The 25,256-nt window shown below is 69.7% G+C and carries 28 protein-coding genes and 1 tRNA gene; 16 read left to right on the top strand and 13 right to left on the bottom strand.

Annotation, left to right across the window (positions count from 1 at the left end):
* Positions 1 to 4 precede the first annotated feature (4 nt).
* Positions 5 to 1,159, bottom strand: coding sequence for an ROK family transcriptional regulator (locus V2S04_RS00700; RefSeq protein WP_413636620.1), 1,155 nt, complete (start codon positions 1,157 to 1,159; stop codon positions 5 to 7).
* Positions 1,160 to 1,374: 215 nt separating this feature from the next.
* Here V2S04_RS00700 and V2S04_RS00695 point away from each other — a divergent pair, with 215 nt between their 5' ends.
* The 10 genes from V2S04_RS00695 to V2S04_RS00650 all read left to right on the top strand — a co-directional run bounded on the left by V2S04_RS00695 (position 1,375) and on the right by V2S04_RS00650 (position 9,872).
* On the top strand, positions 1,375 to 1,653 hold the full coding sequence (locus V2S04_RS00695; protein WP_413637268.1) for a sulfatase/phosphatase domain-containing protein: 279 nt from the start codon (positions 1,375 to 1,377) through the stop codon (positions 1,651 to 1,653).
* Between the two features lie 84 nt (positions 1,654 to 1,737).
* Positions 1,738 to 2,670, top strand: coding sequence for an AraC family transcriptional regulator (locus V2S04_RS00690; protein WP_413636619.1), 933 nt, complete (start codon positions 1,738 to 1,740; stop codon positions 2,668 to 2,670).
* Between the two features lie 101 nt (positions 2,671 to 2,771).
* Positions 2,772 to 3,083 (top strand): hypothetical protein, encoded by a 312-nt coding sequence (locus V2S04_RS00685; protein WP_099195086.1) that lies wholly within the window; start codon positions 2,772 to 2,774, stop codon positions 3,081 to 3,083.
* 38 nt (positions 3,084 to 3,121) lie between these two features.
* Positions 3,122 to 3,568, top strand: a complete 447-nt coding sequence (locus V2S04_RS00680) for an NUDIX hydrolase (RefSeq protein WP_413636617.1) — start codon at positions 3,122 to 3,124, stop codon at positions 3,566 to 3,568.
* A 53-nt stretch (positions 3,569 to 3,621) separates the two neighbouring features.
* Positions 3,622 to 4,425, top strand: a complete 804-nt coding sequence (locus V2S04_RS00675; protein ID WP_413636615.1) for a CDP-alcohol phosphatidyltransferase family protein — start codon at positions 3,622 to 3,624, stop codon at positions 4,423 to 4,425.
* Entirely contained in the window at positions 4,422 to 5,432 is a 1,011-nt protein-coding gene (locus tag V2S04_RS00670; RefSeq protein ID WP_413636613.1) for a lysylphosphatidylglycerol synthase transmembrane domain-containing protein, read from the top strand. Before V2S04_RS00675 ends, V2S04_RS00670 begins: the two co-directional genes overlap by 4 nt.
* Positions 5,425 to 6,453, top strand: a complete 1,029-nt coding sequence (locus V2S04_RS00665) for an ABC transporter substrate-binding protein (protein ID WP_413636611.1) — start codon at positions 5,425 to 5,427, stop codon at positions 6,451 to 6,453. The genes V2S04_RS00670 and V2S04_RS00665 overlap by 8 nt, the downstream gene beginning before the upstream one ends.
* A complete protein-coding gene (locus tag V2S04_RS00660; protein ID WP_413636609.1) occupies positions 6,443 to 7,216 on the top strand; it encodes an ABC transporter ATP-binding protein in 774 nt (257 codons plus the stop codon). Before V2S04_RS00665 ends, V2S04_RS00660 begins: the two co-directional genes overlap by 11 nt.
* Positions 7,213 to 8,787 (top strand): ABC transporter permease, encoded by a 1,575-nt coding sequence (locus V2S04_RS00655; RefSeq protein ID WP_413636608.1) that lies wholly within the window; start codon positions 7,213 to 7,215, stop codon positions 8,785 to 8,787. The genes V2S04_RS00660 and V2S04_RS00655 overlap by 4 nt, the downstream gene beginning before the upstream one ends.
* Positions 8,781 to 9,872, top strand: a complete 1,092-nt coding sequence (locus V2S04_RS00650) for a glycosyltransferase family 4 protein (RefSeq protein WP_413636607.1) — start codon at positions 8,781 to 8,783, stop codon at positions 9,870 to 9,872. Before V2S04_RS00655 ends, V2S04_RS00650 begins: the two co-directional genes overlap by 7 nt.
* Positions 9,873 to 9,902: 30 nt before the next feature.
* Here the strand turns inward: V2S04_RS00650 and V2S04_RS00645 are convergent, their stop codons facing one another.
* Complete coding sequence (locus V2S04_RS00645; RefSeq protein WP_413636606.1) at positions 9,903 to 10,397, bottom strand: aminoacyl-tRNA deacylase; 495 nt, start codon at positions 10,395 to 10,397, stop codon at positions 9,903 to 9,905.
* On the bottom strand, positions 10,394 to 10,891 hold the full coding sequence (locus V2S04_RS00640) for a DNA helicase (RefSeq protein WP_413636605.1): 498 nt from the start codon (positions 10,889 to 10,891) through the stop codon (positions 10,394 to 10,396). The genes V2S04_RS00645 and V2S04_RS00640 overlap by 4 nt, the downstream gene beginning before the upstream one ends.
* Positions 10,892 to 11,035: 144 nt before the next feature.
* On the opposite strand from V2S04_RS00640, the gene V2S04_RS00635 reads away from it, so the two are divergent.
* Both V2S04_RS00635 and V2S04_RS00630 read left to right on the top strand, forming a co-directional pair.
* Positions 11,036 to 11,593, top strand: coding sequence for a peptidylprolyl isomerase (locus V2S04_RS00635; RefSeq protein WP_099195095.1), 558 nt, complete (start codon positions 11,036 to 11,038; stop codon positions 11,591 to 11,593).
* Between the two features lie 25 nt (positions 11,594 to 11,618).
* Positions 11,619 to 12,503: a rhomboid family intramembrane serine protease gene (locus V2S04_RS00630; protein ID WP_413636603.1), complete on the top strand. Its 885-nt coding sequence runs from the start codon at positions 11,619 to 11,621 to the stop codon at positions 12,501 to 12,503.
* A 209-nt stretch (positions 12,504 to 12,712) separates the two neighbouring features.
* Here the strand turns inward: V2S04_RS00630 and V2S04_RS00625 are convergent, their stop codons facing one another.
* Positions 12,713 to 12,952 carry a cell division protein CrgA gene (locus tag V2S04_RS00625; protein ID WP_099195097.1) on the bottom strand — a complete coding sequence of 80 codons (240 nt, stop codon included), beginning with the start codon at positions 12,950 to 12,952 and terminating at the stop codon, positions 12,713 to 12,715.
* 36 nt (positions 12,953 to 12,988) lie between these two features.
* Here V2S04_RS00625 and V2S04_RS00620 point away from each other — a divergent pair, with 36 nt between their 5' ends.
* The 3 genes from V2S04_RS00620 to V2S04_RS00610 are packed head-to-tail and all read left to right on the top strand — an operon-like array spanning position 12,989 to position 14,576.
* Positions 12,989 to 13,789, top strand: coding sequence for a class E sortase (locus V2S04_RS00620; RefSeq protein ID WP_413636601.1), 801 nt, complete (start codon positions 12,989 to 12,991; stop codon positions 13,787 to 13,789).
* Positions 13,789 to 13,944 (top strand): DUF4175 domain-containing protein, encoded by a 156-nt coding sequence (locus V2S04_RS00615; RefSeq protein ID WP_146222049.1) that lies wholly within the window; start codon positions 13,789 to 13,791, stop codon positions 13,942 to 13,944. Before V2S04_RS00620 ends, V2S04_RS00615 begins: the two co-directional genes overlap by 1 nt.
* The gene (locus V2S04_RS00610; protein ID WP_413636599.1) at positions 13,941 to 14,576 is read left to right on the top strand and encodes an anthranilate synthase component II; all 636 of its coding nucleotides are present in this window, start codon (positions 13,941 to 13,943) and stop codon (positions 14,574 to 14,576) included. The genes V2S04_RS00615 and V2S04_RS00610 overlap by 4 nt, the downstream gene beginning before the upstream one ends.
* Here V2S04_RS00610 and pknB read toward each other — a convergent pair.
* The 7 genes from pknB to V2S04_RS00575 are packed head-to-tail and all read right to left on the bottom strand — an operon-like array spanning position 14,552 to position 23,425.
* Entirely contained in the window at positions 14,552 to 16,273 is a 1,722-nt protein-coding gene (pknB, locus tag V2S04_RS00605; RefSeq protein WP_413636598.1) for a Stk1 family PASTA domain-containing Ser/Thr kinase, read from the bottom strand. The two genes, V2S04_RS00610 and pknB, sit on opposite strands and share 25 nt — an antisense overlap.
* 39 nt (positions 16,274 to 16,312) lie before the next feature.
* Positions 16,313 to 18,100: a serine/threonine-protein kinase gene (locus tag V2S04_RS00600; protein ID WP_413636597.1), complete on the bottom strand. Its 1,788-nt coding sequence runs from the start codon at positions 18,098 to 18,100 to the stop codon at positions 16,313 to 16,315.
* The gene (locus tag V2S04_RS00595) at positions 18,097 to 19,551 is read right to left on the bottom strand and encodes a peptidoglycan D,D-transpeptidase FtsI family protein (RefSeq protein WP_413636596.1); all 1,455 of its coding nucleotides are present in this window, start codon (positions 19,549 to 19,551) and stop codon (positions 18,097 to 18,099) included. The genes V2S04_RS00600 and V2S04_RS00595 overlap by 4 nt, the downstream gene beginning before the upstream one ends.
* Positions 19,551 to 20,933 carry an FtsW/RodA/SpoVE family cell cycle protein gene (locus V2S04_RS00590; protein WP_099195103.1) on the bottom strand — a complete coding sequence of 461 codons (1,383 nt, stop codon included), beginning with the start codon at positions 20,931 to 20,933 and terminating at the stop codon, positions 19,551 to 19,553. Before V2S04_RS00590 ends, V2S04_RS00595 begins: the two co-directional genes overlap by 1 nt.
* On the bottom strand, positions 20,930 to 22,228 hold the full coding sequence (locus tag V2S04_RS00585) for a PP2C family protein-serine/threonine phosphatase (RefSeq protein WP_413636593.1): 1,299 nt from the start codon (positions 22,226 to 22,228) through the stop codon (positions 20,930 to 20,932). The genes V2S04_RS00590 and V2S04_RS00585 overlap by 4 nt, the downstream gene beginning before the upstream one ends.
* Before the next feature lie 14 nt (positions 22,229 to 22,242).
* A complete protein-coding gene (locus V2S04_RS00580; protein WP_099195105.1) occupies positions 22,243 to 22,737 on the bottom strand; it encodes an FHA domain-containing protein in 495 nt (164 codons plus the stop codon).
* Complete coding sequence (locus V2S04_RS00575) at positions 22,730 to 23,425, bottom strand: FhaA domain-containing protein (protein ID WP_099195106.1); 696 nt, start codon at positions 23,423 to 23,425, stop codon at positions 22,730 to 22,732. Before V2S04_RS00575 ends, V2S04_RS00580 begins: the two co-directional genes overlap by 8 nt.
* Positions 23,426 to 23,564: 139 nt before the next feature.
* Here V2S04_RS00575 and V2S04_RS00570 point away from each other — a divergent pair.
* Positions 23,565 to 23,648 (top strand) — tRNA-Leu (locus V2S04_RS00570).
* Positions 23,649 to 23,750: 102 nt separating this feature from the next.
* On the opposite strand, the gene V2S04_RS00565 is transcribed toward V2S04_RS00570, so the two are convergent.
* Both V2S04_RS00565 and V2S04_RS00560 read right to left on the bottom strand, forming a co-directional pair.
* Positions 23,751 to 24,071 (bottom strand): hypothetical protein, encoded by a 321-nt coding sequence (locus tag V2S04_RS00565; RefSeq protein ID WP_413636591.1) that lies wholly within the window; start codon positions 24,069 to 24,071, stop codon positions 23,751 to 23,753.
* A 52-nt stretch (positions 24,072 to 24,123) separates the two neighbouring features.
* Positions 24,124 to 25,182: a YbdK family carboxylate-amine ligase gene (locus V2S04_RS00560; protein ID WP_413636590.1), complete on the bottom strand. Its 1,059-nt coding sequence runs from the start codon at positions 25,180 to 25,182 to the stop codon at positions 24,124 to 24,126.
* Positions 25,183 to 25,256: the final 74 nt, after the last annotated feature.

The raw sequence follows: 25,256 nt of genomic DNA, 5'->3' as shown, positions 1-25,256 counted from the left end.
CCGGTCAGAACGCGGTGGCGGCGGTGACGACGTCGTCGATGGCGCGCAGCGATTCGATGCCCGCCCGTGCGGTCGGCACGTGGGTGTCGTCGAGCTCGGCGGCGAGCACCTGCAGGTTGCGGCTGACCAGGGGCAGTGCGCGCTCGCTCATCACGGCGGCGACCTCGTCGACGAAGGACGGGATCGCGCGCACGACCTCGCCGCTCAGCAGCAGAACAGCGGGGTCGATGATGTGGCAGGTGTTCATCAGCATGCGCCCAAGCACCTCGGCGGCACGGCGGGCGATCGTCGTCGCCGGGGGATCGCCGGCGTGGATGAGCTCGGTGAATCCGGCCCAGTCCGTCGACGTGCCGCATCCCGTGTTGAGGTCGCGGAGCATCGCGGGGATCGATGCGTACTGCATGAGGCAGCCGGGGTTGCCGCAGGTGCACAGCGGGCCGTCCCAGTCGTAGACGGTGTGACCGAGCTCACCCGATCCCCCGCGCACACCGGAGTGGATGATCCCGTCGACGATGTGGCCGGAGGTGATGCCGTAGCTCACGTCGACGTACAGCACGTCGGCGTGACCGCGTCCCCTTCCCCAGAGATACTCGGCGAGGCCCTCCAGGCGTGCGGTGTTCTGCACGTGCACCGGAACGCCGAACCGGCCGACGAAGAACTCCTTCGGGTTCACCCCGTACCAGCGGCTCGAGGCCCGCTGGGCGTACACGTCACCCGACTGGGCGTCCATCTGGGTGTCGACCGCGAGGTGCAGCGCGTGCAGGTCGCCGGCGCCCAGTTCGAGCTCGCCGAGAAGGCGGTCGACCAGGTCCGCCCCGGCACTGATCCGCTGCTCGGGTGATGCGCCGGGGTCGGTATGAAGTGTGAATTCCTTTAACACCCGCCCGTCCATGGTGGCGACCGCCACAGTGCACACGTCGACGAGGAAGACGACCGAGCCGAGCACTCCCATCCGAGGAGTCGTGCCGATGAGGTTCTTCAGCGAACCGGGCTCGGGATCCGTCTCCTGCACCCAGCCGTCGGCCGAGAGTCGATTGGCGAGATTGGTCACCGTGGCGCGCGATACGTCCAGGGTGCGCGCGAGGTCCGCGCGATAGGCCGGCCCCTCTGTGATCAGAGTGCGGAGCAGGCGCTGCGCGTTGGGTGTGAGCGTGGTCACGCGGCATCCCTCCTCCGGGTCGATCCGACACTATCGCGAGCGGGCCTACGGCACCGTCGCGCATCGATGACCGTCACGATTCTGTTGAACAAATTGACAATCTGATCTCGAGCAAAGGAGGAGACCAGTATGACCGGGGGAGTACTTCGATCCGCAGATCCTCACCTCAGACGGGGTGCAGATCGTGTCCGGGTATCCGACGGATGTGATCACGGATCTGGCTGCGCGAGCGGGACGTGTTCGATGACACGCTCACGATGTACACGTCGGATCAGGGGTTCTTCCTGGGCGATCACGGCTGGTTCGACAAGCGGTTCATGTACGACGAGTCGCTGCGGATGCCGTTGGTGCTGTGCTGCCCGTCCCGCATCCCGGCGCGGGCGGAGCCGCTGACGCAGATCGTGACGAATGTGGACTTCGCGCAGACGATCCTCGACACCCCTCACCACAGCCAACCCGAACCCGCACTCCTGCACACCACCACCCAGACCTGAGCGGCTCCGTGTCGACGAGGGCGTCCCGTCTTATTCTGTTCAGGCACGCACCCCCGAATCACCCGCGTGCACAGGAGGGCTACCGTGGCGGAGATCCTGCGGATGGACTCAGACGACCCCGCCGACGTCGAGCAGATCTGGACGACGTTCGTGCCTTCGGCGTCGGTGCTGCGCATCGACCCCGCCGATTTCGCGTTCCGCTGGCGGTCGGTCACCTTCAGCGACCTGAGCATCGTGCGGTACTCGCTGACCGCCGAGGTGCACTCCCGGGTGAAGCCCGAAGACCAGCTGTTCGCCTGCCGGCTCGTCACGGGGGACGGCGTGCTGCGCAGCCGACGCTCGATCATCGACCCCGGAGCGCCCTGGGCGACGGACAGCGCTCAGGTCGAGGCCGAGTGGAACGGCACCGCCGAGGTGTCGGCTCTGATCTTCGATCGCATGCGGGCCCAGGACCTCGCCCGGCGGATCACGGGCGACGACCTGCTCTCGCTGCGGCTGACGTCCGTGCACCCGCGCTCCGACGCCGCTGCGCGCCAGTGGGTGCGCGCCTTCGACTATCTGATGACGTCCGCCATGGCCGCAGAAGGCGATGAGCTCATCGAGGCCGGCCTCGCTCGGCACGCGCTGACCGTCGTGCTCAGCTGCTTCCCGTCGACCTTCTCGTCGGCGATCGCCCGTGACGGCGGCGGCGACGGCGCCGCGACCGTGCGCCGCGCTCTGGCCTTCATCGACGAGAACGCCCACCGTCCGATCACCGTCGACGACGTCGCCGAGGCCGTGCACATCTCGACGCGAGGCCTGCAGTACTCGTTCCGGCGCAGCATCGACGCCACGCCCACCGAGTACCTGCGACGTGTGCGCCTGGATGGAGCGCACCGCGACCTCCGCAACGGCGCCGCCGGGGATTCGGTGTCGCAGATCGCCCGCCGCTGGGGCTTCGGCAACTCGTCGCGGTTCAACTCGCTGTACCGGCAGACCTACGGGCGCTCGGCGAAGGAGACCCTCGAGGGCGACTGACCGCACGAAAGCGTTCATCTGACGAACAGCGCTTGCGCCACCGGGCGCCGGAACGCCGTTCAGGATGCACGGGCCGGGTCGCGGCCGTACGGTGAGGACCGATGGGACTCATCTACTACGGCAACTCACCCGACCCGATCGAGGTCGATGACCGCACGCTCGCGCACCTCAAGGTCGTGATCGCGCTCAAGCTGCGTCGGAACGAGAGCTTCACCCTGTCGTGGCCGCACCCTGACGCGACCGGACGCTCGACGCTGTGGCTGCACCCCTCCATCCCGCTGCGTTTCACCTTCGACGAGCCGGTCGCCCCCGAGCTGAGCCAGCAGTGGCTCAGCGAGCTGTCGAACTCGGCGAACTCGAGCGGGGGCATCCTGCTCACCGCCGAGCACATCGAGCCCCTCGAGCCCGCCTGACCTCCCCGCGGGCACCAGGCCACGACTACTGTGAGTCCATGGATCTTCGTGTCGCCGCCTACGGGATCGTCACCGACGACGATGGAAGGTTGCTGCTGGCGCGGTGGGTCGAGGGGCGTCGTGTGGCGTGGACCCTCCCCGGGGGCGGACTCGAGAACGGCGAAGATCCCGAGCTGGCCGTGCGCCGCGAGCTGCGCGAGGAGACCGGCTTCCAGATCGAGACGACGCAGCTGCTCGGCATCCACTCACGGGTGATCCCCGCGTCGCGCCGAGTGCGGCGGGACGAGGACAAGGTGCCGCTGCACACCCTGCGCATCGTGTACCGAGCGGAGATCACCGGCGGGGAGCTGCGATTCGAGAAGAACGGGTCGACCGACATGGCGGCCTGGTTCACGCTCGACGAGGTGGCGGGGCTGCAGCGGGTGAAGCTCGTCGACATCGGCCTGCGGATGGCCGGGCTGTTGCCGACCCCGGCGGCTTCCTGACCGATCGCACCGAGACGGCCGGTGGGTCCCTCCTGCGCTGATATCGTGCGGTCATGGCTGCCGCACCCGCTGGGACGCTTGGCCGCTGGCCCGATCCGGATGGCCGTCGGCAGAGTGTGGATGATCGCGGGCGCGGCGCGCACGGCTCTGCGGGAGCCCCGGTCGGGCGGTTCCTCGCGATCGCCGCGGCGCTCCTGCTCGGAGTCCTCGCGGCGGCGCTGCTTCTCGGCATGCCCGTGCCGTCTTCTGCTCTGGCGGGTCTGACGTTCACCGTGGCCGTCGGGGCGTTCGCGGTGCTGATGCACCGCCGCCACTCGCACCGGCGTCTCGGAGCGGCGAACGTCGTCACGCTCGTGCGGATGGCGATCGCCGCTCTGCTGCTCGGCATCGTGCCGGCCGGCGGCGTCGCCCTCACCGTGCCCCCGGTGGCGGTGGTGGTGGGCGTCGGCACACTCGCCCTGGCGCTCGACGGCGTCGACGGGCTGCTCGCCCGACGCCAGGGCACGGCGTCGTCGTTCGGCGCGTCGTTCGACATGGAGGTGGACGCGGCGTTCGGTCTCGTGCTCGCGATCCTGGCGATGCAGGGGCCCGCGGGGCCGATCGCGCTGGTGCTCGGTCTGCCGCGATACCTCTTCGCGATCGCGGTGGTGCTGCTGCCGTGGCTGAACGGCCCGCTCGATGAGCGATACAGCCGCAAGGTGGTGTGCGTGGTGCAGCTCATCGCGCTGCTGGCCCTGCAGCTGCCCTTCCTGCCCGTACCCGCATCGCTCGCGCTGGTCGCCGCCACGGGTCTGGCCCTCGCGTGGTCGTTCGGCATCGATGTGCGCGCGCTCTGGCGTCGGAGGATCACGTCATGAGCGCGGAGAGGGGCGTGAGCACGCGCGGCGGTGCGCGTCGCTGGCTGGCACGAGCCTTTCAGCTCATCGCCAGTCTCGCGCTGCTGGTGATGATCTGGCAGATCGCTGGAGGTGCCGAGACCGTCGACCTGCTGCGCAATGCCCGCCCGGGCTGGCTCGCGATGGCCGTTGCGCTGCTCATGATGCTGACCGTGCTCGGCGCCCTGCGCTGGCGCCTGGCCGCAGCGCCGCTCGGCATCCGGCTCAGCGCGGCAGGCGCGATCGGCGAGTACTTCCTCGCTCAGCTGGTCAACACCACACTCCCGGGCGGGGTGCTGGGCGACGTCGGGCGGGCCGCCCGCTCACGCCATGAAGCCGGAGTGGTCGCCGCGGCCGGGGCGATCGTCGTCGAGCGCACGATCGGGCAGCTCGCGATGCTCGCCGTGCTCAGCGCGGGCTTCGTGGCCACGCTCACGCTGACCACCTCGATCGACTGGCCGCGCCCGGTGCTGATCGCGCTGGCCGTGCTGCTGCCGGCCGCCTGGGCGATCACCTTCGGTGTGCTGATCGGTCTGCGCGTGCGCACCGCGGGAGCGGGGCGCTTCGCTCGGGCTGCGCACGGACTGCGGCGCAGCCTGCGCAGCGCACCCTGGCGGCAGCTGGTCCTCGCCATGGCCGCCGCCGCGTGCGTGCTGGGCGCCTTCGCCTGCTGCGCCGTCGCCGTGGGCGCGCCGCTCAGCTTCGCCGCCGTCATCGCCGTCGTGCCCCTCGTGCTGCTGGCCATGCTCATCCCGGTCGCGATCGCCGGCTGGGGTGTGCGTGAGGGCGCAGCCGTCGCGCTCCTGCCCATCGCCGGCCTCGGCGCCGCGCAGTCGCTGGCGGTCAGCATCTGCTTCGGCCTGATGGGCCTGATCGCGGCGCTCCCGGGGGTGGCCGCCGTCTGGGCCCGGCGGCGTGCACGCCCGCATGACATGCTCGCAGCAGCGCCGGCATCCGTTCCCCCGAGATCCAGGAGACCTCATGAATGATCCAGATCACACCGCTGTGCTCTCGCGACGCGCTCTGCTGGGCGCCGGTGTGCTCGGTGCGCTCGGTCTGGGAGCGGTGGCGTGCAGCGCTCCCGGCGGCGGCACGGCCGCAGACGGACCGGTCAGCGAGGTCGCGCTGCAGCTGTCCTGGCTGCACTCGGTGCAGTTCGCCGGCAGCTACCTCGCCCTCGACCGCGGCTGGTGGCGCGACGAGGGTCTGAAGGTCAGCCTGCTGCAGGGTGGCCCGAACGCCCCCGTCGAGCCACCGGTGGTGTCGGGAGCCGCCCTCGTCGGCATCTCCGCGGCCGACTACACGGCGGCGGCCGTGGCCGAGGGGGCGCCCTTCAAGATCATCGGGGTCGCCATGCAGAAGAACCCCTTCGTCATCGCCTCGCTGCCGGCACGCCCCGTGAACGAGCCCAAGGATCTGGAGGGTCTGCGCATCGGGATGGCCACCGCCAACACCCCCGTGCTCGAGACGCTGTGCACCCTGAACGACGTCGACATCGACCGCATCGAGGTCGTGCCCACCCAGTACTCCGCGCAGCCGCTGCTGGCCGGCGAGGTCGACTGCCTGCTGTGCTGGGAGACCGATCTGCCCGTGGCGATGGCGGTGCAGGGCGTCGAGGCGGTGACCATGCTGATGGCCGACCACGGCTATGCGGTGCACTCGCAGACGTACATCGCCACCGAGCAGAGCCTCGCCGAGCGTCGCGACGAGCTCGTCGCCCTGATGAGCGGTGAGATCCGCGGGTGGGAGGCGTACCGGAAGGACACGGATGCCGCGACGAAGCTGACCCTGGAGATGTTCCCGGATGCGGGGCTGGATCCCGAGGTGCAGAAGCTGCAGGCGCAGCGTCAGGTGCCGCTGATGTTCTCGGATCTCACGGATGAGCACGGCTTCGGCTGGTGGACCGACGAGACGGTCGAGGCGAACCGCAGGACCCTCGCACTCCTCGGTCGCGATGTCGACGCCGACCTGTGGGACCGATCGATCCTGGAGCAGATCCATGGCGGGTGAGCCCCCGGTCGTGCGCCTGGAGGCGGTCAGCCGCACGTTCGGCGGCCTGGAGGTGGTCGCGTCGACGGATCTCACTCTCGCCACTGGGCAGACGACGGCCCTGGTCGGGCCGTCCGGCTGCGGGAAGTCCACCCTGCTGCGTCTGATCGCGGGACTCGATCAGCCCAGCGCCGGCCGGGTGATGATCGACGAGGCGACACCGGATGCCGTCGCTGGACGCGGCGACCTCGCCGTGGCGTTCCAGGACCCGTCCCTGCTGCCCTGGCGCACCGTGCGGGGCAACATCGCCCTCGCGCAGCGGCTCGCGCGTCGCCCCGCCGACCCCGATGCCGTCGACCGGCTGATCGCTCTGGTGGGCCTCGAGGGCTTCGGCGACCTGCGTCCTGCAGAGCTCTCCGGCGGCATGCGCCAGCGCGCGGCGATCGCCCGTGCTCTGGTGACAAGACCCCGGCTGCTGCTTCTGGACGAGCCGTTCGGTGCGGTGGACGAGCTGACCCGGCAGGATCTGCTCGCCGACCTGCCACCGCTGTGGCGAGGGGGAGGGGCGACCACAGTGCTCGTCACTCATTCCATCGCGGAGGCGGTGCGGCTCGCCGATCGGATCCTCGTGCTCAGCCCGCGCCCGGCGCGCGTCGTCGCCGATGTGCCGGTCACGCTGCCGCAGCCGCGCCCGGCTCAGCTCGCCCGGACCCCCGTCTTCGAGGCGCTGGTCGATGAGGTGACATCCGCTCTCGCCCGCTCGCGGGGCGGGGCGGCTGCATGAGCCCCGCCCGCATGGTCGATCGGCGCCCGCTTCGCACCGCGCTCACGGTGCTCGCACTGCTGCTGCTCTGGGAGCTGGCCGCGCGCCTGCTCGAGGGCGCATACGTGCTGGCCGCGCCGAGCGAGATCCTGCTCACCCTGAAGGACGAAAGCGGACTGCTGCTGCGCGCCCTGGGGGTGACCGGGGCCGCTGCACTGGCCGGCTTCGCAGTCGGCAACCTCGTCGCTCTCGCCCTCGCCGCGCTCGCCGTGCTCCTGCCGCGCACGCAGTCGGTCGTCACCACCGTCGCACTGGTGGTGTTCTGTCTTCCCCTGGTGGCCACCGGACCCGTGCTGCGCGTGCTGCTCGGCCCGGGAGACGGCCCGCAGGTTGCCCTGGCGGCGCTCGCGGTGTACTACACCACGATGATCCCCGTCCTCGTAGGACTGCGTGCCGCGCCGGCGGGGTGGTTCGATCTCGTGCGCAGCTACGGCCGGGGGCGGGCGGCGGCGCTGCGCTTCGTGCGGGCACGGGCGAGCCTGCCGTACTTCATCGCGGGCCTGCAGATCGCGGCGCCCGCCGCGTTCCTCGGCGCGATGGTCGGGGAGTTCACCGGGGCCGAGAGCGGGCTGGGCGTGCTGACCGTGCGCGCGGCGCGCGACCTCGACGTGCAGCTGACCTGGGCGATCGCCACCGTGGCGACGGTCGTGTCGGTTCTCGCCTATGCGCTCGTCGGCGCCATCGGGCGACGGCTGCACGCCGGGCCGCCGCCGCTCATCCTCGCCCCGCCCCGCCCGCCCGTCGCCGCCGCGCACCGGGTGCGCCGCGCGGTGGCATCCGCCCTCGGCTTCGTGGTGGTGATGGTCGTGCTGTGGTGGGGCGGGATCATCCTGACCGGGCTGAACCCGTTCTTCGCCCGCACTCCGGTCGACGTCGCGCGCGTGCTGCTCGGCGCCGACGACGGGGGAGCGGTGCGGGATGCCCTGTTCGCAGCCCTCGGTCAGACGGCGGCTCTCGCCGTGCCCGGATACCTCGCCGGTCTCGCCGTCGGGGCGGGCCTGGCGATGCTGCTCGTGCTCGCTCCGTCGGTCGCCGCGGTGACCATGCCCATCGCCATCGCGCTGCGTGCCGTGCCCATCGTCACCACCGCGCCGCTCGTGGTGCTCCTGCTCGGCCGCGGGGCCGCGGGCGGGATCGTGCTCGTCGCGATCATGGTGTTCTTCCCCACGCTCATCGCATGCCTGCAGGGGCTCCGCCAGGCGCCAGGGCAGGCTCTCGACGTGCTGCGCAGTTACGCGGCGCCCGCACGCATCCAGCTCGTGCGGGTGCGGATCCCCGCGATGCTGCCCAGCTTCTTCGCGGCCGCGCGCATGAGCGTGCCGGCCGCGGTTCTCGCGGTCACCGTGGTGGAGTGGCTCGCCACGGGCACGGGCATCGGCAACGCCATGGCGCTCGCGGCGTCGCGCTCGGGGTACGACCTGCTCGCCGGCGCGACGGTGCTGGTCACCGCGGCGTCGGCGCTCGGATACGCCCTGGTCGGTGCGGTGGAGTCTCGCGTGCTGCGCCGTTACGCCCCGGAGCAGCGATGGTGAGCCGCGCCGTCTTCGCGGTGCCCGGCGACCTGCGCACGGTCACCGGCGGTTACGTGTACGAACGCAGCCTGCTGGAGGCCCTGCGCGGCCTCGGCATCGACGTCGCGCATGTCCCGCTCGGCGCGTCGTTCCCGGAACCATCGCCCGCCCACGTCGCCGAGGCCGCCACGGCGCTCGCCGCGGTGGACGACGACGTCCCCCTCATCCTCGACGGGTTCCTCGTCGGTGCGATGCCCACGACCGCGCTCGCAGCCGTCAGCGCTCCGATGGTCGGCATCGTGCACCACCCGCTCGCGCACGAGGAGGGGCTCGACGCGCAGCGGCGCGGGCACCTCTTCCGAACCGAGCGCGACAACCTGCGGCTGCTGCGCGCCGTGCTCGTCCCCAGCCCGCACACCGCGCGCATGCTCATATCGGAATACGACGTGCCGGCCGAGCGCATCACGGTCGTCCGGCCCGGAACCGTGCGGCCCGGAACCGTCCGTCCCGAGCCGGCCCTCCCGCGTCCGTTGAGTGCCTCGGCAGTGGGGCCGGACCCCTCCGCACCGCCGCTCGTGCTGGCGGTCGGCATCCAGCATCCGCGCAAGGGTCACGACGTGCTGCTGCGCGCTCTGGCCCAGCTCACCGACGTGCCCTGGCGCGCCATCATCGCCGGCACGCCGCACGATCCCGATCACGTCGCCCGCCTGCACGAGCTGACCGGGCAGCTCGGCCTGGTGCACCGGGTGCGGCTCGCAGGCGCTGTGAGCAGCGCCGAGCGCGACGAGCTCTACCGGCAGGCCGATGTGTTCGCTCTCGCCACCCGCTACGAGGGCTACGGGCTCGTCTTCGACGAGGCCCTGGCGCACGGTCTGCCGATCGTCTCGTGCCGCACCGGCGCCGTGCCCGACACGGTGCCGCCGGATGCCGGGTTGCTGGCGCCGCCCGACGATCCGGATGCCTTCGCCGCGGCGCTGCGTGCGCTGCTCGTCGATCCGGAGCTGCGGGCACGGCTGGCGGCATCGGCCGCGCGGGCGGGTGCCGGACTGCCGACATGGCGCGACGCGGCGCGCGTCACGGCTCGCGTGCTCGACGCGGTGCTGTAGTGACCCCAGGCGGCGCGGCGCGCTCCGCCGTCAGGCTCTCGCGTCAGCCAGCTCGGGGATGCTGATGTCGGCGACCACGGCGTCGTAGGCGCGGATCAGGTCGTCCGCATCGGTGAACAGGCTGTAGCCGTGGGTTCCGGCGCCCATGGCGATGCGTCGCCCGACGATCGTCTCGTCGGCGTACACCGGCCAGTCGCGGGTGCTGCCGATCGGGACGATCGTGCCGCGCTCGTAGCCGGTCGCCGAGAGGGCGAGATCGGGCTCCGGCAGACGCAGCCGGTTCACGCCGACGACGGCACGCAGCTTGGGCCACGAGATCGACCGTCCGCCGGGCACCAGTGCGAACAGATACGTGTCGTCCGACCTCTTCACGACCAGGGTCTTCACGATGTCGGACGGCTGCAGACCGAGCAGCGCGGCGGCCTCCGGCAGACTGCGTGCCTGCGGCCGCTCACGGATCTCGATCTCGAGTCCCCGAGCGGCCGCAGCGGCGCGGACCCGCTGATGCGGGTCGGCTCCGGTCATGCGTTGGGGGGCGACAGCGGGTCGTCGGCGACCCACAGCTCGTCGTCGGCGCGCAGCGCCTGCCACGCGGCGGCGACGACGCCGATTGCCGCGGCTGCACCGAGCACGATAGCGATGACCGACCCGATGCCCATGCTCTTCTTCGGCGGGGCGACGTGACGCGGACCCCATCCGAGGTCCTGACGCTTCTTGTTGGCGACGTCCCAGGCCGACAGCGCGGTGCCGACCACACCGCCCACGATCGGCACGACACGGTCGTCGACGACGTGCTTGCCGAATTTCACACCGCGATCGACGGTCGGGGCGAGGTGACGCTCGTACGAGTCGTGCACGGTGGGCATGATCTGCTCGCGGTTGAAGTTGCCGAGCTGGCGACCCGCCTCACGGGCGATGTCGGCGGCGTGTCCGACGAGAACCTGCTGCGACTCCCAGAGTCGTCCGGCGTCCTGCTGAAGTCGACGCAGTTCCTTCTTGCGCTTGCGGCTGAGATTCACGTTGCTCTCCCGTCGGTCGGTCGATGTCCGTTCCGCCACTCATCCAACCACAACACACTGAATACGAGCAGAGTCTGGCGGTGCAGGCGTCGACACGAGACAATACGCCGCGCCCGCACAGGACCGCTCTGCGAGAATGTATCCATGCCTCACGCATCTCACGTCGCAACCCTGCACACCAACCACGGTGACATCGTCATCAACCTGTTCGGCGACCACGCCCCGAACACGGTCGCCAACTTCGTCGGCCTGGCCGACGGCTCCAAGGAGTGGACGCACCCCGCTACCGGCAAGCCCGGCGAGGGTCCTCTCTACAAGGACGTCATCTTCCACCGCATCATCCCCAACTTCATGATCCAGGGCGGCGACCCGCTCGGTCAGGGCATCGGCGGTCCGGGCTACAACTTCAACGACGAGATCCACCCCGAGCTGAACTTCAACGACCCGTACGTGCTCGCCATGGCCAACGCCGGTCTGCGTCGCAACGCCATCACCGGTCAGGCCGAGGGCACCAACGGCTCGCAGTTCTTCATCACCACCGACCCGACCCCGTGGCTGCAGGGCAAGCACACGATCTTCGGCGTGGTCGCCGATGACGCCTCGAAGGCCGTCGTCGACGAGATCGCCTCGGTGCGCACCGGCGCGCAGGACCGTCCCGTCGAGGACGTCGTGCTGCACTCGGTCGACGTCGTCGCCAACTGATCCCGCACAGCTCGAGCCGATCCGGATGACCTCCCCCGATTTCACGCGCAACCGCGAGAACTTCTGCTACCGGCATCCGGATCGGCAGAGCTTCGTGCTCTGCCAGCGCTGCACCCGCACCGTCTGCGCCGACTGCCAGACCCAGGCCCCCGTCGGCGTCATCTGCCCGGAGTGCATGAAGGCCGACCGCAAGGCGCAGACGCCGGCGCAGCGGCGCGCGAGCCGCGTCTGGCGCGGAGGGTCATCCGATTCGTCCCGCCCTCTCGCGACCTACGTCATCATCGCGGTGACGGCGGTCGTCGGCGTGCTGCAGGTCGTGCTCGGGCCGATCGTCGATCGCACACTGCTGTTCGCCACCCCGTACCTCTTCCCCGACATGTTCGGCGGAGGGTTCACGTTCGAGCCGTGGCGGCTGCTGACGGCCATGCTCGTGCACTCCGGCATCATGCATTTCGCGCTGAACATGCTCGCGCTGTGGATGATCGGTCGCAGTCTCGAGCCCCTGCTCGGCCGTTGGCGCTTCGTCGCGCTCTATCTCATCGGCGGCCTCGGCGGGTCGGTGGCGATGGCCGTGCTCGATCCGGGTGTCGCGACCGTCGGCGCCTCGGGCGGCATCTTCGCGCTGATGGGCGCGCTGCTCGTCATCGGTCGGCACATCGGCGCCAACATCCGCGGCATCCTGGTGATCCTCGCGATCAACCTCGCCATCGGCTTCATCCAGACGCTCAACATCGCCTGGCAGGCGCATATCGGCGGTGCCGCAGTGGGCGCCCTGATCGGCGTGATCTTCGCCCGAACGCGACGGCGTTCTCAGCGTGTGGTGCAGATCCTGCTGCTGGTCACGCTGGTGATCGCCCTTCTCGCGGTCGCCTTCATCGTCTCGCCGATCGTCATCCGCGGCACGCTCTGACCGGCCCGAGCCGAGTTGTGCACACGTCGTGCACAGGTCATGCACAGGGATCTGCACAGCATTTCCCCATAGTTATCCACAAGCCTCTCCACACCTGGGGAGAATTACACGGGTGTTATTCACAGGTGAAGAGGGCTGTTGACAACCGGCCAAGGGAAGACGAACGCCCTCCCACCGAAGTGGAAGGGCGCGTCGTTCGCGAGTGCGGGTCAGCGCCACCGCGTGGTCATCAGGAAGCCGATCAGCGCGATGCCCAGACCGATGCCCAGGTTCCACGAGTCGAGCCCGGGGATGGGGAAGCGCGAGCCGGAGATGTAGTAGACGAGGATCCACACCAGTCCGAGCAGCATGAAGCCCACCATGACGGGCTTGAACCACACGGCGTTCGGGGCTGCTTCGCCCTCGGGACGCTCGACAGCGGGTTCTTCAGGGTTGCGCTCACGTGCCATGCGCATCATTCTAGCCGTGCGAATAGACTTCCCCTCATGCATGCGGTCGCGACTCCCCCGGCGCCGCGAGACCGCTCGAGACCACGACCGCAGTCGCGTGCGACGTTCGCCAGCGTGATGGGTGAGCTGCTGCTCACCGCCGGCGTGCTCGTGCTGCTGTTCATCGCCTGGCAGATGTGGATCGGCGACCTCATCATCGGGGCCGAGAACAACGCGAAGGGCGCGGCCCTCTCGGCGCAGTGGGCCGACGAGGAGGTGCCGGCGCCGCCGCTCGCGCAAGACGAGGACGGCGGGACGGTGCAGACCCTGCCGGTGCTGTCGCATCCGGCGGATGCCGAGATCTTCGCCAACATGCGCATCCCCCGCTTCGGCGACGACTACAACGTGAATATCGCGGGCGGCACGAGCCGTGAGCGCACCCTCGACCGGATCGGGATCGGGCTGTACACGCAGTCGAAGATGCCGGGTGAGATGGGCAACCTCTCGCTCGCTGGTCACCGCACCACGTGGGGCAAGCCGTTCAACCGCATCGACGAGCTGCGCCTGGGTGACGCGATCGTCGTCGAGACCCGAGACGGGTGGTTCACCTACCGGTTCCGCAACCTGCAGTACGTGAAGCCCTCGGCAGGGGACGTGCTGCTCGATGTGCCGCAGATGCCCGAGACGCCCGCCGGCGACCGCCTCATCACCCTCACCGCCTGCTCTCCGCTGTACTCCCTCGCCGAGCGCATCGTCGCCTACGGCGTCTTCGAGGGATTCCAGCCAAGAGCGGACGGCCCGCCCGACTCGCTCACCCCCGTCGACGAGGCGAAGCCATCCGCCCGGGAGGCTCTCTGATGTACGCCGCACTCTGGCGCCTGCTGCCCGGCCCGTGGTGGGTGCGCCTGCTGATCGTGATCGCGGTCGTCGCCGCGGTGCTCTACGCACTGTTCTTCCACGTCTTCCCTTGGATCAGCCCCCTGGTCACCCCCGGGGAGGTGGATCTGCAGTGAGCGTGCGGGTTCTGGTCGTCGACAATCACGACAGCTTCGTGCACACGCTGATCGGATATCTGCGCGAGCTGGGCGCGCAGGTCGAGATGGTCGAGGCGGATGCCGCCGGCGACGCTCCGGATGCCGTGGTGCGCCGTCACTGGCAGGAGATGCTGCGCGGGTTCGATGCGGTGATGATCTCACCCGGCCCCGGCACACCCGCGGATGCGGGCGCGTCGATCGCGGTCGTGCACCTGTGCGCGGAGACCGGCATGCCACTGCTCGGCGTGTGCCTCGGACATCAGGCGATCGGCGAGGCGTTCGGCGGCGTGGTGGGGGCCGCACCCGAGCTGATGCACGGCATGGTCTCGCAGGTGACGCACGACGGGTCGGCGCTGTTCGACGGCATCCGCTCGCCGTTCGCCGCCGGACGCTACCACTCGCTCGCCCTCTCCGACACCACGCTGCCCGCGGTGCTGCGGGTGACGGCCCGCACCGAGCAGGGCACGATCATGGCCGTGCAGCACGCGACTCTGCCGATCCTCGGCGTGCAGTTCCACCCCGAGAGCGTGCTCACCGAGAGCGGGCACCGCCTGCTGGGAAACTGGCTCGCGTCGGCGCGGCGAGATCAGCCCGCGGGCGTCACGCAGTAGCGCAGCTCCACCGTCGAATGGATCGCCACCTCACCCGGCGAGACCGACATCGAGGCGACCACGTCGGGGATCTGGCCTTCGGTGCACGGGCCCAGCTCGACCGGCTTGGCCTCGAGGCCCAGCTTCTCGAGCTGCCCGGTGGCGGCATCCATCGAGAATCCCGTCATGTCCTCGAGCGTGACCAGCCCGCTCGCGACCACGAGATCGACGACGGTGCCCGGGGCGACCTGCTCGCCCGCGGCCTCGCTGGCGCTGAGCACGGTGCCGGCCTTGGCGTCCTTGTCGTTCTGCGGACGCACCGTGCCGAGCTTGAGCTTCGCATCGGCGAGCACCTGCTTGGCGGTGTCCTGCGCGAGACCCTCCACCACCGGCATCTCGATCGTGTCGGCGCCGGTCGACACGTACACGATCACCGAGGTGCCCTCGGTCAGCTTGGCGCCCGTCGTGGGCGACGAGCGGATCACATGGTCTTCCTCGAAGTCCATGCTGGACTCTCGACGCATGTCCGGCACCAGGCCGTTGTCCTCCAGGGCTTCCTGGGCCTCGTCGGAGGTCAGGTTGACGAGGTTGGGCACGGTGACCGAGGTCGTCGGCACATCGTTCGGGCGCATCGTCAGCGTGATGACCCAGATGAGCACCGAGATCAGCAGCACGGCGAGCAGCGCGACGCCGGCCCAGATCCACGCGACCGGTGGGCCGGACTGCGTGCGCGTCATGGTGGTGTCGGTGCTCAGCTGCCGCAGTGAGCGGGCGGTCTCCTGCGCGTGGCGCGGGTTCGGTCCGTACAGCTCGCTGGTGAGCGCGCCGATGTCCTTCTTGCTGGGCGTCCCGCCATCGGACACGTTCTTCAGCGCGAGACGGAACGATCCGGCGTCGGGGAAGCGCTGGTAGGGATCCTTGGCCATGGCGCGCAGCACGATGGCATCCAGCGAGCGGGGCACCTGCTCGTTGATCTCGGTCGGAGGCGTCGGCGTCTCGCTGACGTGCTGGTATGCGACCGCGACCGGGGAGTCGCCGCGGAAGGGCTGGCGGCCGGTGAGCATCTCGTACAGCACCACGCCGGCCGAATACAGGTCGGTGCGTGCATCGACGGACTCGCCCTTGGCCTGCTCGGGCGAGAAGTACGCGGCGGTGCCGAGGATCTGCGTCGTCTCGGCGACGGTCGACGACGAATCCGACACGGCGCGGGCGATGCCGAAGTCCATCACCTTCACGGCGCCCTTGTCGGTGATCATCACATTGCCCGGCTTGATGTCGCGGTGCACCACGCCGGCGCGATGCGAGTACTCGAGGGCCTCGAGGATGCCGTCGGCGTAGCGGATCGCGTCGGCGACCGGCAGGGGGCCCTTCGCGATGATGTCCTTCAGCAGAGTGCCGTGCACGAGCTCCATCACGATGTACGGCTCGGTCTGCGCCGCGCCGTCGCCGGACCGTCGGGCGTCTGAGCTCGACGACGGGTCGCCCGCGTCGTACACCCGCACGATCGAGGGATGCGACATGCGCGATGCCGCCTGCGCCTCGAGGCGGAACCGCGTGCGGAACGCGGTGTCGCGTGCGAGCTCGGGATCGAGGATCTTGATGGCGACGTCGCGACCCAGCGTCAGGTCGTAGCCGCGGTGCACCTTGGCCATGCCGCCTTGACCGATGACCTCATCGACGCGGTAGCGCCCGGCGATGATGCGCGGCTCTGGCGACACGGACGCCCCCCTCAGATCTCTCAGACAGTGTCTTCCAGATTACTCGCTGGCGGGGGCGCCCTCGGTGCCCTCGGTGCCGGTGCCCTCGCCCTCGGCGGGCGGGGTGGGGGTGTCGAGCGCCTGGATCTGCTCTTCCATCTGCGGCGACCGCGGCGAGGGCAGCTCGTCGCCGCAGTACGCCACGTAGCTGGCGGTGACCGTGGCCCCGGGGGTGCCGGTGATCGTGATGGGTGCGCTGAGCTCACCGCGACCGAAGCTGCGCTCCGCGCTGCCGTCGGCGAACGTCGCGTTGGTGATCTTCACGCTGTAGGCGCTCAGCGGGGGAACACCCGACGGGCACTCGAAGTTCGTCCAGTTGAGGGTGACCGTGGCTCCGGTGGTGGGGGTGTCGCTGAGGGTGGGCTTGGATCCCGGCTCGGGGATGGTCACCGCCGCCTTGTACGTCGTGAGCGTGATGGTCGAGCCCACCTCGACGTTGCCCTCGTCGCTCACGCTCTGCACCCAGCCCGCGCGGTCGGGCGAGCTCGCGGCGGTGTTGCCCTCGACGCATTCCCCGACGAGGTCGTTGTCGGCGAGGATCTGCTTGGCCTCGTCGCACGGCCGGTCGGTCAGCTGCAGCGCACCGACATCGACCAGCGCCTTCTCGGTCTCGGTCGGCGTCGGAGTGCTCTGCGTGGGCTTCGGCTTAGCGGACGTGGAGGTCGGCGCCACCGGCTTCGCCTCGTCCTGATTGCTCAGCATGGCGATCAGGGTGCCGCCGAGCACCAGCACGAGCAGCGCGATCAGGGCGATGAGCGGCCATGTCCACGGGCTGCGCTTGCGCTTCTTCGGCTCCTCGGGCTCGGTTGTCGTCGCGGCCACTGCGGCACCGGCGGGCAGCTGCGCGGTGGTGGGCATGATGCGCGTGGCATCCTCGCCGCCGACCCCGTTCAGGATGCGCGTCGCGTCATCGGCATCCACCACCCCTGCGCCGGCGATGGCCGGAACGGCGATCGCGGCCGAGTTCAGGTCTCCTCGCCGCAGCGCCTGCGCGGCGCGCGAGACCGTGGCGGCCGACGACGGCCGATCCGCCGGCTTCTTCGCGATCATCGCCATCACGAGGTTGCGCACCGGCACGGGCACCGAGTCGGGCAGCGGCGGGGGCTGCTCGTTGATCTGCGCCATGGCGATCGCCACCTGCGACTCGCCGGTGAACGGGCGCTTGCCCGCCAGGCACTCGTACGCGACGATGCCCAGCGAGTACACGTCGGTCGCGGGTGACGCGGCGTGGCCCGAGGCCTGCTCGGGGGAGAGGTACTGCACCGTGCCCATGACCTGGCCGGTCGCGGTCAGCGGCACCTGGTCGGCGATGCGCGCGATGCCGAAGTCGGTGATCTTCACCCGTCCGTCGGGAGTGATCAGCAGGTTTCCCGGCTTGATGTCCCGGTGCACCAACCCCGCCGCGTGCGCGGCCTGCAGGGCCGATGCCGTCTGGGCGACGATGTCGAGCGTCTTGTCGGCGCTCAGCGCGCCGTCGCGCTCGAGGATCGTCGAGAGCGCCTCGCCGGGCACGAGCTCCATCACGAGGAAGGCGGAGCCGTTCTCCTCGCCGTAGTCGAAGACGCTGGCGATGCCCTCGTGGTTGACGAGCGCGGCGTGACGGGCCTCGGCGCGGAAGCGCTCGAGGAACCCGGGATCGCCCATGTACTCGTCCTTGAGGATCTTGATGGCGACGGTGCGGCCGATGACGTGATCCGTCGCCTCCCACACCTCGCCCATGCCGCCGATCGCGATCCGCGACAACAGCTCGTAGCGTCCTCCGAACGACACACCCTGCGTCGGCCTCATCTGCCCAGCACCGCCTCTATGACCTTCTTGGCAATCGGAGCGGCGATCGTGTTGCCGCTGCCCGACTTGCCTCTTCCACCGCCGTCTTCGACGACGACTGCCACCGCGACCTGCGGATCCTCCGCAGGCGCGAAACCTGTGAACCACAGCGAGTACGGCTTGCCGCCGTTCTCGGCCGTGCCTGTCTTTCCGGCGACATCGACGCCGTCTATTCTTGCACCCGTCGCCGCTCCGGAACGGACGCCCTCGACCAGCACCGAGGTCAGCGCCTGGGCGGCCTCGGGGTCGAGCGCCTCGCCGAACACCTCGTTCTCGAACTGCGTGTGCACCGCGAAGTCGTCGCCGATCACGGCGTCGACCATCCGCGGCTTCATCACGGTGCCCTCGTTGGCGATACCGGCTGCGACCATCGCGATCGTCAGCGGGGTCGCGGTGACCTTGCCCTGCCCGAAACCCGACAGCGCGGTCTCGTCGTCGCTGAGCCCGGACGGGTAGCTCGAGGGGGTGACGGCGAGCGGGATCTCGAGCTCGGCGTTGAAGCCGAACTTCTCGGCCATCTCGCGGATGCTCTGGTCGCCGAGCTCGACCGCGAGCTCGGCCATCGGGATGTTGCAGCTGAGCTTCAGCGCCTGGGCCAGCGTGGTCGTCTCGCCGTCGCCGCACGTCCCGCCCCAGGCGTTCGAGACGGTCGTGCTCGTGCCGGGCAGGGTGTACCGAGCCGGGTTGGGGAAGGTGGAGTCGAGCGTGTACTCGCCCGATGCCAGTGCCGCGGCCGCCACGACGACCTTGAACGTCGACCCGGGGGGATTGAGATTGCCGCCGATGGCGCGGTTGTACAGCGGCTTGGCGGGGTCGGCCGCGAGGCGGTCGTGCTCGGCGTTGACGGCGGCCGGATCGTGCGCCGCGAGAGCGTTCGTGTCGAACCCGGGGGTGGAGACCATCGCCAACACGCGGCCGGTCGCAGGCTCCAGCGCGACGACGGCTCCCTGCAGCCCGTCAAGCGCCTCGTACGCCGCCCGCTGCGCGGCGGGGTCCATTGTCAGCTCGACGCTCAGGCCCTGCTGCGGTTGACCGGAGAGGATGCGCTCGATCTCGCCGAAGAACGCGTTCGATCCGGTGCCCGACAGGTCGGAGTTGAGTGCCTGCTCGATGCCGGTGCGCGAGTCGAGCACGGGGTTGTAGTAGCCCGTGATCGGCGCCCACAGAGCGGGATCGGTGTACACGCGCTGGTACTGGTACCGGTCATCCGCCGAGACGGACGTGGCGATCGCGGTGCCGTCGACGATGATCGAGCCGCGCTGGATCTGATAGCTGTCGAGGCGCGTGCGGGTGTTCGCGGGGTTCTGCGCCAGGTTGTCGGCGTCGACCACCTGGATCCAGCTCGTCGCGACGAACAGCGACAGGAACATCGCGAGGATGACGAAGCTCAGTCTGCGGAGTTCTTTCGTCATCAGCCGATCACCACCCGGGGCTGGCGGCGCACCGCGTCACTGATGCGCAGCAGTAGCGCGACGATGAGCCAGTTGGCGACGAGCGACGATCCGCCGGCCGCGAGGAACGGTGTGGTGAGACCGGTGAGCGGGATCACCCGGGTGACGCCGCCGACCATGATGAACACCTGCAGTGCGATCGTGAACGACAGGCCGGTGGCCAGCAGCTTGCCGAAGTCGTCCTGACCTGCCATGCCGATGCGCAGTCCACGGCTGACGAACACCATGTACAGGCAGAGGATGGCGAACAGGCCCACGATCCCCAGCTCTTCGCCGAGGCTCGGGATGATGTAGTCGCTGTGCGCGAGTGGCGTGATCTGCGGACGCCCCTGACCCCATCCGGTACCGATCAGCCCGCCGTGCGCGAGGCCGAAGATCCCCTCCACCAGCTGGTAGCTGCCGCCGTCGCGCGAGATGATCTCGGGGTTGAAGGCGTCGAGCCAGTTCGTGAAGCGGCGCTGCACGTACGCGAGGATGCGGGTGGCGAGGAATGCACCGGTGGCGACGCCGACCAGTCCGATCAGCACCCAGCTCGTCTTGCCCGTGGCGACGTAGAGCATCGCGATGAACATGCCGAAGATCAGCACGCCGGTGCCCAGGTCGCGCTGGGTCACGATGATCAGCAGCGAGATGAGCCACACCACGAGCACCGGTCCGAGCTCGCGCATGCGCGGCCACGTGATGCCGAGGAATCGCTTGCCGACCGAGCTGAGGCTCTCGCGGGTGCGCACCAGGTATCCGGCGAAGAAGATCGCCAGGCAGATCTTCGCCAGCTCGCCCGGCTGGAACGAGAAGATGCCCCCGATCGAGACCCACACATCGGCGTTGACGCCGCGGGCGCGCAGGCCCGGGATGAACGGCAGGATCAGCAGCACGATGCCGGCGAGCCCCGAGATGTAGGTGAAGCGGTAGAGCACTCGGTAGTTGCGCAGCGCGATGACGATCGCGATCGCGCCGGCCAGCGAGATGGCCGTCCAGGCGAGCTGCTTGTTCGCGAACGAGTCCCAGCCGGTGAAGTTCTTGGCGATGTCGATGCGATAGATCATGGCGATGCCGAGGCCGCTGAGCACGGTGGCGATCGGCAGCACGAACGGATCGGCGTCGGATGCCACGACCCGCAGCACGACGTGCAGCGCGAACACGAGCACGGCGAGCCCGCCGCCGAACACGAGGATCATCGGGTCGATCCTGTCGAGTGCCCCCAGCTGCACGAGCGTGAGGGATGCCCCCGAGATGAGCAGCGCGAACAGCAGCAGCCAGAACTCGCGGTTGCGCTGCTTCTGTGGCGTGCGGATCTTCTTCAGCGCCTTCAGAACGCTGGTGTCGGCTGAGACGGCGGTCATGGCGTCGGCACCTCCGTCGTGGCTGCGGGACTGGGCGACGGCTGGGGCTGCGCCGGTTCGATCGGCAGCACCATCTTCGCCAGCCGATCGGTGATCGCCCGGGCGTCGGACAGCGACCGCGCGTTGATCGTGCGCTCGACCGACGAGCGCTGGTACGACTGCAGATCGGCGAGCAGGATGCCGGTGTCCTCCACCTCCGTCGAGAGCGAGAAGGGCCCGATGCTCTGCTGCACGCCGCGGTAGATCACGACGCTGTCGTCGTCGGCGCCGACGAAGTAGCGCGTCTGCGTCCAGTTGTACGCGAACAGGCCCGCGCCGACCAGCGCCAGGATGGCGACGAAGAGGGCGAAGAGCCAGGCGAAGCGGCGGCGACGTGCGCGGCGGCGGTCCTCTTCGATGATCTCCTCGAAGAAGTCGTCGGAGTCCGGCTCGAAGTGGCTGGGTTCGTTGGCGGCCTGCAGCACGGGGTGCAGCCATCCGGTGAGCGACGGTCGCGGCGCGGGCACGGGAAGGTCGGATGGGTTCGACGCGGCACCGACGATGGTGGGAGTGCCGGAGGAGAGCGGATGTGCGCCGCCCACGTCGACGAGCACGATGGTGACGTTGTCGGGTGCGCCGCCGTCGAGGGCCTGCTTGAGCAGGTTGTCGGCCGTGCGGCCGGGCGCGAGTCCGAGACGCATCGCCTTGGCGATGTGCTCGTCGTCGACGACACCGGACAGCCCGTCGGAGCACAGCAGCCAGCGATCGCCCGGCCGCGTCGGCATGACGAACATGTCGAGGTCGGGGGCGATGTCCATATCGCTGAGCACGCGCATCAGCACCGAGCGACGCGGGTGGTAGCGAGCCTCTTCGACCGTGATGCGGCCCGAGTCGACCAGCCGCTGCACGAAGGTGTGGTCGGTGGTGATCTGCGTCAGCGCGTCGTCGCGGTAGAGGTAGATGCGGGAGTCGCCGATGTGACCGATCACCGCGTGGTCGTCGACCATCACGATCGCGCAGAGCGTGGTGCCCAGACCCGCCAGCTCGGGGCGCTCCTTCGAGGCGCGCACGAGGTCCGACGCGGCGGTGGTCGCCGCGGCCTGCAGCTCGGCCTGTGCATCGTCGGTCGACGAGTAGCCGCGGTCGAGGGCCTCCATGCGCGAGATGGCGATGGTCGAGGCGACGTCTCCGCCGGCGTGACCGCCCATGCCGTCGGCGACGACGAAGAGGTTGGCGCCGGAGTAACCGGAGTCCTGGTTGTTGGAGCGGACCTTCCCGGTGTGGGAGATCGCAGCGCTCGAGCCCTCGAAGACCATCTCGATGCGGCGCCCTACGACCGCAGCTCGAACGTCGTGGCGCCCACCTTGATCGGGGTGCCGATCTCGACCTGCAGAGGCTTGTCGCCGAGGCGGCGGCCGGCGAGGTAGGTGCCGTTTGTCGAGTCGAGATCCTGGATGGTCCAGATGTCACCGCGCTTCGACAGGCGCGCGTGATGGCTGGAGGTGTAGTCGTCGCGGATCACCAGACCGGATTCGCTGGAGCGGCCGATCGAGAGGGAGTCGGCCGAGCCGAGCGGCACCTCCAGGCCCGTCTTCGGGCCGGAGGTGATGATCAGATGGGTCGGGACGCGGTTCGCCGGGGTGCTCTTCGACGGCTGCGGAGCGGGGGATGCCGCCGCAGGCACCGCCGCGGCCTCGCCGGCGGGCATCTTGCGCACGCGGACCCCGAAGAGGTCCGCCCGCAACGAGTACACGACGCCGAACACGAAGAACCACAGCAGCACGAGGAATCCGATGCGCAGCAGCAGGAGCACGAGTTCACTCATGGGTGACTCCTCGACTGGAACTCGGGGATGCCGGAACGACCTGGAAGGTCAGCTCGGTGCGACCGATCGTGAATGACGTTCCGGGGGCGAGGCCGACCTCGCGGATCTTGTGCCCATCGACCTTGGTGCCGTTCGTGGAGCCCAGATCGCGCAGCATCCCGCGCTCGCCGTCCCAGAGGATCTCGGCGTGACGGCGGCTGGAGCCGGCGTCGGCGATGGTGATGTCGGCGTCGCTGCCGCGGCCGATGACGGTGCGTGCGCTGGTGAGCGGGTGTCGGCGGCCGTCGATCTCGACGACGCCCTGCCAGTCGACCGTGCTCTCCACCGACGAGGAGTTGACCCGCACCAGCCCCGTGGCGACGCGCTCGTCGGCCTCCATCGAGATGTGCAGCGGGCCGGCGAAGCTGTAGCCCTGGGTGCGAGCGTGTGCGGTCAGCAGCGCGAACAGCTCGTCGTGCAGGGCGCGGCCGAGTGCCCGCATCCGCTCGTGGTCGTCGGGGCTGAGCCGCACGAGATAGTCGCTCGGGGTGATGATGCGGTCGCGGCTGACGACAGCCGCGTTCGTGTCGGCCTCGCGCCGCAGCGCCGAAGCGATCTCGACGGGCTGCACGCCGCTGCGGAAGGTCTTGGCGAAGGCGCTGTTCACAGCGCGCTCAAGACCCTTCTCAAAGCTGTCAAGTAGTCCCACGGGGCTCCTCTGGCATGCAGACCGGTAGGGCCATCGTAGTCAGGCAGGCTGGATAACCGCTTCTTGGGGTCCGGCCGGTTCGAAGCAGGCCGTCCGTCGTGATAGCCTTTCCAGGTTGAGTTCTTCGGAACGAGACGATGCGCGAGTGGCGGAATAGGTAGACGCGCTGGCTTCAGGTGCCAGTGCTCGCAAGGGCGTGGGGGTTCAAGTCCCCCCTCGCGCACACGATGAGATGAGACCCGGATCCGGAAGGATCGCGGGTCTCATCTCTTTTCCGGCGCGTCCCCGCGTGCGCGATCGCCGGACGCACGGCGTACGGCGTACGTCAGGAGTGTCCGGGCGTGGGCGTGTACAGGTACTCGTCGAGCACGAGCTCGCCGCTCGCATTCAGAGCCGACATGATCGTCGACACGCGCTCTGGTTCGATCGGCGGGAGCACCGCGGTGTCGAAGCCGAACTGCAGGGGGATGGCGGGGTGCACCCAGATGGTGGTGCGCGCATCTTCGGCGTCCGCGCCGCGCACCCACGTCATGAGGAAGCTCTCGTTGCGCCGCAGCTTCGTGCCGATGACGATCTTGAGATGCGCGAGCGTCGCGTCATCGATAGTGATCGGTGCAGCGGTGCCGTCGTACTTCAGTCGTCCCATACTCGGATGATAGGCCGACGCCGCCGCTTCCGGCGGTGCTCTCTGTGTGGGATCACCACCGTCGGTACAGATCGGCGAGAGCGTGCACACCACCGGTGCCGTAGGCCGTCAGCTGCCGCTGCGATCCGGTGCCCTCGCTGCGCAGCCGACCCAGATGCTCGTCGACGAAGGCTGCGTCACCGAGATGCTCAAGGGCGGGGCGGATGCCCTCGAGCATCCGCTGCACCGCCGCCCAGGCGTCTTCGACGCCGCCCTCCGGCGTGAACAGCCGCGCGTGCATGCCGTGACGCGCGGCCAGCCACAACGCGGCGTCGAGCTCGGCCGCCGGCGGCGCCGCATCGGACATGTCGTCCGCCACGACGATCGCGCGCGTCAACGCCGCCAGCAGCAGGGCGTCGTCCACCCGCAGCTGCGCATCGGCGACCCGCACCTCGACGGTGTCGAACCGCTCCGACAGGCGCACCGCCCACGAGGTCGAGCCGCGTGAGGGCAGCAGGCCGATGCGCACCACCTGATCGACGGTGCGGTGGTACTCGTCGGCGTCGCGAAACGCCGGGGGCGCCCACGACACGGGCAGCCGGCGGATGAGCACGCTGCGCCAGCTCGCCAGACCGGATGCGACGCCGTAGGTGAACGGCGAGTTGGCGCTGAGCGCGAGCAGCACAGGCAGCCAGGCGCGGACGCGACGCAGCGCCCGCACCCGCTCCTCGTCGCCGAACACCTCGACGTGCACGTGCAGGCCGTTCACAGCGTGCTGCCGGGTGAGCTGCCCGAGCAGCGTCGACACGTCGTCGTAATGCGTCGAGGGTGAGATCAACGGGGCGCCCCACTGCGCCAGCGGCGCGCCGGTCGCCGCGATCAGCGCGTTCTCGGGCGCCAGCCGCGCCAGCATCCCGCGCATCGCGTCCAGCTGGGTGCCGGCGGCGGTCAGCGTGCGCACGGGATCGGTCGCGCACTCGAACTGGCATGTCAGGTACTCGGAGGTGATCGCACCGCCCTCGGGTGCGGGGCCCTTGACCTGGGCGACGATCTCGCTGCCCGAGAGGGGCACGAGGGCGGACGCGTCGAGCAGCAGAAACTCCTCCTCGATGCCGAACCGTGTGGCATCCATCGAACCTCCTCGTCACGACAGGCTGATACGACGAGCGCCGCCGACCCGGAGGTCGGCGGCGCTCTGTCAGGCAC

This window comes from Microbacterium sp. OR21, assembly GCF_047306785.1.
GTDB classification, from domain to species: Bacteria; Actinomycetota; Actinomycetes; order Actinomycetales; family Microbacteriaceae; genus Microbacterium; species Microbacterium esteraromaticum_E.
Note: the sequence above shows the minus strand (reverse complement) of the source record. Positions and strands in the feature narration are given on the sequence as shown.

Bases quoted from the DNA above. Each gene is read 5' to 3' on its own strand.
- V2S04_RS00685 (WP_099195086.1), top strand. From the start codon at position 2,772: ATGGGACTCATCTACTACGGCAACTCACCCGACCCGATCGAGGTCGAT.
- V2S04_RS00680 (WP_413636617.1), top strand. From the start codon at position 3,122: ATGGATCTTCGTGTCGCCGCCTACGGGATCGTCACCGACGACGATGGA.
- V2S04_RS00675 (WP_413636615.1), top strand. From the start codon at position 3,622: ATGGCTGCCGCACCCGCTGGGACGCTTGGCCGCTGGCCCGATCCGGAT.
- V2S04_RS00670 (WP_413636613.1), top strand. From the start codon at position 4,422: ATGAGCGCGGAGAGGGGCGTGAGCACGCGCGGCGGTGCGCGTCGCTGG.
- V2S04_RS00665 (WP_413636611.1), top strand. From the start codon at position 5,425: ATGAATGATCCAGATCACACCGCTGTGCTCTCGCGACGCGCTCTGCTG.
- V2S04_RS00660 (WP_413636609.1), top strand. From the start codon at position 6,443: ATGGCGGGTGAGCCCCCGGTCGTGCGCCTGGAGGCGGTCAGCCGCACG.
- V2S04_RS00655 (WP_413636608.1), top strand. From the start codon at position 7,213: ATGAGCCCCGCCCGCATGGTCGATCGGCGCCCGCTTCGCACCGCGCTC.
- V2S04_RS00650 (WP_413636607.1), top strand. From the start codon at position 8,781: ATGGTGAGCCGCGCCGTCTTCGCGGTGCCCGGCGACCTGCGCACGGTC.
- V2S04_RS00645 (WP_413636606.1), bottom strand. From the start codon at position 10,397: ATGACCGGAGCCGACCCGCATCAGCGGGTCCGCGCCGCTGCGGCCGCT.
- V2S04_RS00635 (WP_099195095.1), top strand. From the start codon at position 11,036: ATGCCTCACGCATCTCACGTCGCAACCCTGCACACCAACCACGGTGAC.
- V2S04_RS00630 (WP_413636603.1), top strand. From the start codon at position 11,619: ATGACCTCCCCCGATTTCACGCGCAACCGCGAGAACTTCTGCTACCGG.
- V2S04_RS00625 (WP_099195097.1), bottom strand. From the start codon at position 12,952: ATGGCACGTGAGCGCAACCCTGAAGAACCCGCTGTCGAGCGTCCCGAG.
- V2S04_RS00620 (WP_413636601.1), top strand. From the start codon at position 12,989: ATGCATGCGGTCGCGACTCCCCCGGCGCCGCGAGACCGCTCGAGACCA.
- V2S04_RS00615 (WP_146222049.1), top strand. From the start codon at position 13,789: ATGTACGCCGCACTCTGGCGCCTGCTGCCCGGCCCGTGGTGGGTGCGC.
- V2S04_RS00600 (WP_413636597.1), bottom strand. From the start codon at position 18,100: ATGAGGCCGACGCAGGGTGTGTCGTTCGGAGGACGCTACGAGCTGTTG.
- V2S04_RS00595 (WP_413636596.1), bottom strand. From the start codon at position 19,551: ATGACGAAAGAACTCCGCAGACTGAGCTTCGTCATCCTCGCGATGTTC.
- V2S04_RS00590 (WP_099195103.1), bottom strand. From the start codon at position 20,933: ATGACCGCCGTCTCAGCCGACACCAGCGTTCTGAAGGCGCTGAAGAAG.
- V2S04_RS00585 (WP_413636593.1), bottom strand. From the start codon at position 22,228: ATGGTCTTCGAGGGCTCGAGCGCTGCGATCTCCCACACCGGGAAGGTC.
- V2S04_RS00580 (WP_099195105.1), bottom strand. From the start codon at position 22,737: ATGAGTGAACTCGTGCTCCTGCTGCTGCGCATCGGATTCCTCGTGCTG.
- V2S04_RS00565 (WP_413636591.1), bottom strand. From the start codon at position 24,071: ATGGGACGACTGAAGTACGACGGCACCGCTGCACCGATCACTATCGAT.
- V2S04_RS00560 (WP_413636590.1), bottom strand. From the start codon at position 25,182: ATGGATGCCACACGGTTCGGCATCGAGGAGGAGTTTCTGCTGCTCGAC.